Source organism: Bradyrhizobium sp., from assembly GCF_019244115.1.
Classification (GTDB): Bacteria; Pseudomonadota; Alphaproteobacteria; order Rhizobiales; family Xanthobacteraceae; genus Bradyrhizobium.
Map to the genome: position 1 here is coordinate 1 of NZ_JAFATE010000452.1, position 7,555 is coordinate 7,555.

The window sequence follows — 7,555 nt, forward strand, 5'->3', positions numbered from 1 at the left end:
CGCCGAACGTGTCCGCGCCCGGCGCGCTCGAATAGACCAGCCAGCGCCCGGATGTCGCCGTCACCGCGCTGCTTCCGGCATTGTTGATGAACGCGCCGCCGGCGGCAAGCACCGGACTTGCCGCGCTGACGCCCGCGCCGGGAGCAATGGTGAGATTGCCGGACGAAACGAGCGCTGCGTTCGAACTTGCGCTCACCCCACTCGTTCCCCGTACGGTTCCCACCACGAGGCTCTGCGCATCGTTGAAGGTCAGCGTGCCGAGGCCGCTTGCCGCAAGCGTGCCGACCATGTTGGCGCCGCTGAGTGAGTAGGACGTGCCGCCCGTCAGCAGAAGGCCTGTCGTGGTGATGCTTCCCGCTCTCTGGGTCACCGCGCCGGTGTCGCTGATGACGACGTGCGCCGCGCTTGAGGTGATGGTGGCGCCGATTTTGTCGCCACCGGTGCCGCTCAATGTCAGCACGGCGCTGCCGTTGTTGGTGATCGTGTTGCCGCTGCTCGATGTATCGATCCCGGCCGGGCCCGATGAGGTCGCCCCGGAGATCGTCAGCGCGCCCGAATTGACGGTGAGGCTGTTGCTGCCCTTGAACGCGAAACCGACGCCGCTGGTCGATGTGCCGGAAAGACCGACCGCTCCCGAACTGGTTAGCGCGGTCCCGGTGTTGAAGCGGATCCCGCTATGGCCGGCGCTGGCGCCGTTGACCTGGAGCAAACCGCTGCCGCTATTGACCAGAGCCGTTGTCCCGGCATTGAGCCATACGCCATTCCCCGAGGCCCCTGTGCCGCTGATTGTCAGGTTGCCGGAATTGTCGGTGATGGTCGACCCGTTGAAGTAGAGCCCGGTAGCAGAGCTGGTCCCCGAGATTGAAACGGCCCCCGAACTCGACAGGCTGGCATCGATGCCTACACCATAATAGGAGCCCGACGTGCCGGAAACCGAGAAGGAGCCGGCGCCCGAATTGCTCAGCATATTGGTCCCTGCGAGGAAATATACCCCAGGCCCGGAGGTGCTGGAGCCCGCAACCGTGAGATTTCCGGAGGAGTCGGCAATGCTCGCCGAGTTGTCGAGCGAGACGCCCGAATTGGAGACAGACGTGCCGCTGATGGCGACCGTGCCCGACGTGGTCACCGCCACGCCGGGAGCGAGATAAACGCCGGGGGCGCTGGTCGAGGAGCCCGCGACGGCAAGCGAGGCGCCCGAGTTCGAGAAGCTGGTATTGCCGGCGAATTCGACGCCTGCCGTGCTGGACGAGGTGCCGCTCAGCGCGAGGTTACCGGCACTGCCGGTCACGCTATTCGAGCCGGAAAAGTAGACACCAGCGTTGCTGATCGAGGTCCCGGTCAGCATCACCGCGCCGGACGTGGTGACGTTCACGCCGATACCGGCATAGATGCCCGCGTATCCGGATGACGATGTCACCGTGCCGTTGAGGGCGAGCGTGCCGGCACCGGAATTGGCGAGGGCCAGGTTACCAGCCGTATAGATGCCGGTGCCCGACGGGGAGCTGCCACTGAGCGTGAGATTGCCGGAAGTATCCGTGACATTGGATGTCCCAGCGAAATGCAGGCCATCCCAGCTACTGCTGGTGCCGGCGAGGGCAACAGAGCCTGAGGTGGTGAGAGCGGCGCCGCTATCTACGCCGACACCCCATCCGGAGGTGGATGTGCCGGAGACGGTGAGGGTACCTCCTCCGCTCGCTGCCAGGCTTGTGCTGCCGCCGAAATCGACACCACTTCCGGTGCTCGATGCGCCGCTGATGGCTAACGTGCCCGCGTTTGCGGTCAGTGTATTTCCGATCAGAGACACGCCGGAGCCGCTGCTAGACGTTCCCGACAGACTGACCGTCCCTGAGGACGAAAGGCTCGCCGGAGAGTTAAGTGCAATGCCACTGAGGCTAGTGCTCGAACCCGTCAGCGATAATGTGCCGGCGCCGGCATTGGTGAACGCATTCGTTCCACCATTGAACCAGACGCCCTGGTTGGTTTGCGAAGCGCCACTGAAGCTCGCGCTCCCAGCGTTGTCGGTCACCGTGTTCGCGCCAAGAAGATAAAGCCCGATGTCACTGTTCGACGTTCCCGAGATGCCCACGCTGCCCGACGTCGTTACGCTCGCATTGAACCACAGTTTGACCCCCTTGCCGCTGTTGCTTGTCCCCGACAAGGTCAGGGTCCCCCCACCCGTCGCGGAAAGGCTGGAACTCCCGCTGAAAAACAGTCCATTTCCGGATGAGGACACTCCGGTGATGGTGCTCGCGCCGCTGCCGACGCTGATCGCGGCATTGCCCAACGTCACCGCGTCCACACCGCCGCTTGCGGTTGCGCTTGCGGTGAGCGTGCCCCCGAGCGTGATCGCGGTCGAATTCACCGCGATCGTCGCGCCACTCAGGCTGAGGCTACCGCCATTCGTCGCGGTGATCGGGGCGCTGACGTTGACGGCGCCCGCGGCATTGAGCGTGAGCGAGTTGCCACTCGCCCAGCTCACCGCGTTGGCGACCGTGATGTCGCCGTTCTGCGAGCCTGAGCTTCCGGTCGTCACCGTGACGTTGGCCGTCGCCAGCGCGTTCTGAAGCGTCGTCACCGACAAAATCGAGCTGTTGCCGGTCGGCGAGAAGGTGTTACTGCTGTTCGAGACGCTTGTGTCGCTACCCGATGAGATGGTCACATCGTAGGGATCGAGCAGCAGCGTGCCGGTTTTGCCGTTGGCGGCCGTCACGTCGACGGCGCCGGCAAAGCCGAGCACGCCATGGCTGGAGACTTCCACCGCGCCGCCATGACCCGCACCGCTTCCGGTTGCCGTGATGGAGCCGCGAAGATCGGTCTGGCCGTCAGACCAGACGACGACATTGCCGCCGTCTGCCGAGCTGCCATTCGCCGAAACGATCGCGCCCTGCGCGATCGAGGTGGCTTCTGCGGTCCGCACCGGTGCTGTCACGAGCTTGCCCGCCGGATCATCGCCGCCGTGCTGATCGCCGCCGATCAGCACCGTGCCTCCGACGGCACCGTCGGCGCTGACCTTCGCGGTCGACGCCAGCGTCACCTTGTTGCCGGTCACGACGATGGTCCCGGCCTTGTCGGCCTTGCCACCATCAGCACCGATGCGCCCGGACACGACGACCTCGCCGCCGTCTCCGCCATCGAGCACGATACGGCCGCGGCGGCCGGACACGCTACGTGCGCTGATCGTGCCGGAGATGTTGACGATGTCGCGAACCGCCTGGCGCGCGGTCGCCGCCTTGATCTCGACCGAGCCGCCGGCTGCCTTGATCCGGCCCGCGACGTCGATCAGCGCCTGTCCCTTGGCGGTGGTGGCGCCGCTCGGAAGCGCGACCTGCAAAAATCCGTCGCCGCTCGGATTGAGCGTCACCTTCTCGCCCGCACCCAGACCGACCTTGCCGAGCGGAACGCTGATCGTACCGCTGTTCGCCACCGATCCGCCGACCAGCCCGACGAACGATCCCGGCGCGGCGCTGATTGCCCCGGCATTGGTGACGGCGCTTGATGCGCCCCTGCCGGAAAAATTCAGATTGCCGGCGTTGAAATCAGCGTTGCTGATGTCGAGCGTCGAGGCCACGAAACCGCCGCCGACCTGGACCGAACCGGTTGGCGTGATGGCGATGCCGTTCGGATTGACCAGAAACACCTGGCCATTCGCAGTGATCTGGCCCGCGATGGTCGAGGAGGTCGTGCCCGTGACGCGATTGAGGATTGCCGAACCGGCACCCGGCTGAACGAAGTTGACGCTCGCATTGGCGCCGACCGAAAAGCTGTTCCAGTCGACGACGGCGCGTGACGAGGACTGGTTGATGGTCAGTGAATTGCCCGAGGGCGATCCGATTCTGACTTGTCCCGATGCGACGGTCGCGCCTTGCGGCAGCACGGCCTGCGCAGCGGCCTGAACCGTCAGTGCCAGGAACGACGTGCCGCCGAGCAGCACCGTCACGCCGATCCGCCGCGCGGATGTTGCATGGCGTCGCGCCCCCGTGGTTGCTGCAGGACCGCGCATCAGTAGCTCGCCGAGGCAACGAGATTGGCGCGCCAACCGCGCCGGACACCGGAAAGGTCCGTGTAGCCACGTGCGACCTCGAGGGTCAGGGTGCTGTCCCCGCTTGGGACCGCGATCGCGGAGTGGCCTGGCAGCACGAGCGTCGGCACGTTCGGCGCAGCCGTCGGGCGAAGACTCGGCGGCGTCCATTGGCTCGGCACCTGACCTGGTACCGTCGTTTGCGCATGACCCGTCGCAGGTCCGACGAGCATGGCGATGCTCACTCCGACGCACAGGGCTGCGTGGAGAAAACATCGCAGCATCGTTCTCCGACCTAGCTCATATGACTTTTGGCGCACGCCAAGAGACAGGCGGTGCGCGTCGTTCACTCTCGTGAACACTAGGGTGTTTACTTTAATGGAATGTTGAAGATGTTCCTGAAACAGCGTGAGAAAAACCGCTTTTGCCCCAGTAGAAATACGGAGTGGTTTTACATTTCGAGAACCGCGCGCGCGTCCGCCAAGATCACCCGCGCATGCGCCGATACGAGCAACGGCACGTCACTGACGATCGCGGCGTCGTGGCCGCCCGCTAGGATCGGGACCAGATCCAAGCGAAGAATGACAACACAACAATAAATTGTCGAGGCCTGCCTATCCCCCAGCGCGCACGCTGCATTTCGTTAAGAGGGCCTACTCAGGCTCAGCTAGCCAACGATCTGCCGACAACGCTCCGAGTGCACGCGCGGCACGAATGAGCCCAGCAATCTCTTTACGCCGCGCAACCGCGTCCTTGGTATAGCGTCCATGCTTGAAGGCGTTCCGATTGCCTTTTGGTGCGCCCGGCGAAGCCCCACCGTGCATCCTACATCGACCGTTTGCCATCCCCGGCGACTGGCATGGCTTCCCGCTTCGTGTTTTCGCCCCGCATCGTTTCGCCCGGTGCATGTGTAAGTGCATGGGGTTGATCCTTCGATTTTCCTCGTATCCCACCCCCTCGACATTGCCAACGATGGACTTGGCCGCCTTCATGGACGTGGACATGTTCAACGGTGACCTTTTGCTGTCCCTTGCCGCGATGCCGATTGAGGGCCTCCAGGAGCGTCGTGTACGTCCGAGAGAGCTTGTTTGCTTGGGTGAGATTCTCCCGCCGGCCCTCGAATGTCTGCTGACCAAGCATTGCGCGCCGGTAGCATTCCATCGATGCGTTATGGCAAGCAACGAGTTGCGCTGCCAGCATGCCTTCCAACTCGTCGTTCGGGCTAATCCCAACAAGGCCAGCCACGGCGGCATTGATTAGCTTCTGCAGCCGTTCGGAGTCCGAATTTTCTGCCCAGATCGTTTGTATCGCCTGATTGGCAATTACGTTGTTCCAGGTATCCGACTTTGAGCCGCCAATTCGTTTTCAATTCCCCCGGCAAACTTGCTGGATCATGAGCCTCCACGACTGCGGGGGATTCTTTGGAATTTGACTTGCGCGCCATGCCTATAGCATCCGTCGATCAACCGCGTGTAAGCCCCACTCACAACAGACCATCAGTCCGTTGTCCCATTGTCGTCGCATCCTGAAAGCCTCCTCTTCGGCGATATAACGTTGGATTCGCCCCAAGCTCTTGCCAGAAGGTCGAGGTAACGCGCTATGTCCTGAATCACATGCGGGTCGGGCGATCGGTCTTGATCAATTGCATGGAGGATCTTCTCGGACACGTCGGCAGCTGCGGCGTTGACGTCAAACTGGGCGCAGTGAGTTGCCAACGCGAAAACGATCTCAGCGTTCATAGAACGCCCATTGTGCTCCGCCATTTTAGCGATGACGTCGCGCATTCCGTTCGGTAGCCGCACAATGAACTGATCGGACCCCCTGCCCGGGCGGGTTTTGCTACCGGTCTTTTTCTTCGCCATCCGACACCCTATCGCACCGTGCTATGCTAGACCTTGCGAACACGATCGCACCGTGATACATAAAGAAATATCACACTTAAGAGAGTTTGTCATCATGGCAAGGACCGCCGACTGCGCCGAAATGGTTGTTCGACTGCCTCGGGACGTTAAGAGCTGGCTTGAAAAAGAGGCTGCGCGCACGTTGGCGAGTCAGAACAGCGAGATCGTCCGCTCCATTCGCGCGTGGACGAACGATCCGGAGCAGCAGGCAAGGTCCCGGGCGTAAAATGCCAAAGCAGACCGCCCTGCCTCCGACTTTGCCGCCGCGCTTGGTGACACGTGAAGTCGCAGCGGCTTACGTTTGCGTGTCACCCAATACGTTCGATGAGATGGTTGGCAGGGGGATCATGCCGAAACCCCGCATTCTGGTAGGCAAGAGAAAGGCGTGGGACCTGAAGGAGGTCGACGTAGCCGCAGACGCCCTTCCCCACGATGGAGAGGATCACGCCGCCGCAGATGAGGGATGGGGCTGATGCCACGCAAGCTGCCGCCGCACGTCGAGCGCAACCACGTAAAGGGACACACGTATTTGTCGTTCCGTGTCGGCAAGGGACCGCGCATTAGCCTGCCCAACGATCCAACCTCGGAAGAGTTTCGCGACGCCTACGCCGCGGCCGTCGCTGGCAAGGGCTCTGCCGAGCTCACGATCAAGAAAGATGCGCCTGGCACGATTGGCGCGCTAATCGCCAGCTACAAGGCGAGCGGGCAATTCAGGGCGCTTGGAGACAGTTCGAAGTGTGGCTACATGTCCCGTTTGGAGGCCATGCCGGTGGACCACGGACATCGCAGCGTCGCTGGTCTGACGAAGGACCGCATCAAAACCTTCGTTCTCGACCCCCTCGCGGATCGCCCCGGCGCGGCACTCGACACGCTCAAAAAGCTGCGCATCCTGATCAGGCACGCAATTGAGAAGGGGTGGCTGAGGTATGACCCCTCAGTTGGCATCAAACGGCCGAAGGGCAAAGAAATCAGGGCGTGGACCGACGCCGAGCTGACGGCGTTCGAGCGACGTTGGCCGATCGGCACGAAGCAGCGCACTGCATACGCCTTGATGCTCAACATGGGGACCGCGCGGGTCGATACCCACTTGCTAACCTGGAACCAAGTAGATAGCGACGCGAGTTACACTCGGCACAAGACAGGTGTCCCGGTCGAGATGGCCGTCGCGGAGGACTTGCAGAAGGCGCTGGAAGCCACACCACGCAAGCACGTCACCGTTATCAATACCGAGTACGGCAAGCCCTACACGGTGGACGGCTTCAGTCGCTTTATGCGGGACGCGATCACTGCGGCCGGCCTGCCCCTCGACTGCCAACCGCACGGCCTGCGCAAGACACTTGGACGCCTGATGGCAGACGCGGGATGCACAGCGCACGAGATCATGTCGACGCTCGGCCACACCACATTGGCCGAAGCCGAGAGGTACACACGGGAAGCTGATCGCAGACGCGGCGGTAAGCGTGCCGTCGAAAGGAAATCAAAGCAGTGATAAACGGCATGGCGCTCCCTAGGGGAATCGAACCCCTGTTCCAGCATTGAGAGGGCCGATCCGTAGTGCTCATCGCAAACGAGTTGGCGGCAGCCCGTGTGCGCCGATGCCTAACACATTGTGGAGAGCAGCCCGCTAGAACGGTTC

Annotated in this window: 6 protein-coding genes; 2 read left to right on the forward strand and 4 right to left on the reverse strand. The window is 62.7% G+C overall.

Translation table 11 applies throughout. The annotated features are described in order from the left end of the window. The 3 genes from JOZ76_RS19850 to JOZ76_RS19860 all read right to left on the reverse strand — a co-directional run. Positions 1-4,000: beta strand repeat-containing protein (locus JOZ76_RS19850; protein ID WP_291701045.1), on the reverse strand; the 4,000-nt coding region annotated here is incomplete at its 3' end. Next, positions 4,000-4,251 (reverse strand): hypothetical protein, encoded by a 252-nt coding sequence (locus tag JOZ76_RS19855; protein WP_291701046.1) that lies wholly within the window; start codon positions 4,249-4,251, stop codon positions 4,000-4,002. The genes JOZ76_RS19855 and JOZ76_RS19850, both read right to left, overlap by 1 nt. Positions 4,252-4,671: 420 nt before the next feature. Next, on the reverse strand, positions 4,672-5,022 hold the full coding sequence (locus tag JOZ76_RS19860) for an HGGxSTG domain-containing protein (RefSeq protein WP_366938599.1): 351 nt from the start codon (positions 5,020-5,022) through the stop codon (positions 4,672-4,674). Between JOZ76_RS19860 and JOZ76_RS19865 the strand changes: the two genes are divergently transcribed. Beyond that, complete coding sequence (locus JOZ76_RS19865; protein ID WP_291701050.1) at positions 5,021-5,278, forward strand: hypothetical protein; 258 nt, start codon at positions 5,021-5,023, stop codon at positions 5,276-5,278. The two genes, JOZ76_RS19860 and JOZ76_RS19865, sit on opposite strands and share 2 nt — an antisense overlap. Before the next feature lie 236 nt (positions 5,279-5,514). Here JOZ76_RS19865 and JOZ76_RS19870 read toward each other — a convergent pair whose 3' ends face one another. Next, positions 5,515-5,880, reverse strand: coding sequence for an Arc family DNA-binding protein (locus tag JOZ76_RS19870; RefSeq protein WP_291701047.1), 366 nt, complete (start codon positions 5,878-5,880; stop codon positions 5,515-5,517). Positions 5,881-6,391: 511 nt separating this feature from the next. Between JOZ76_RS19870 and JOZ76_RS19875 the strand changes: the two genes are divergently transcribed. Next, entirely contained in the window at positions 6,392-7,408 is a 1,017-nt protein-coding gene (locus JOZ76_RS19875) for a tyrosine-type recombinase/integrase (RefSeq protein WP_291701048.1), read from the forward strand. The last annotated feature ends 147 nt before the right edge of the window (positions 7,409-7,555 follow it).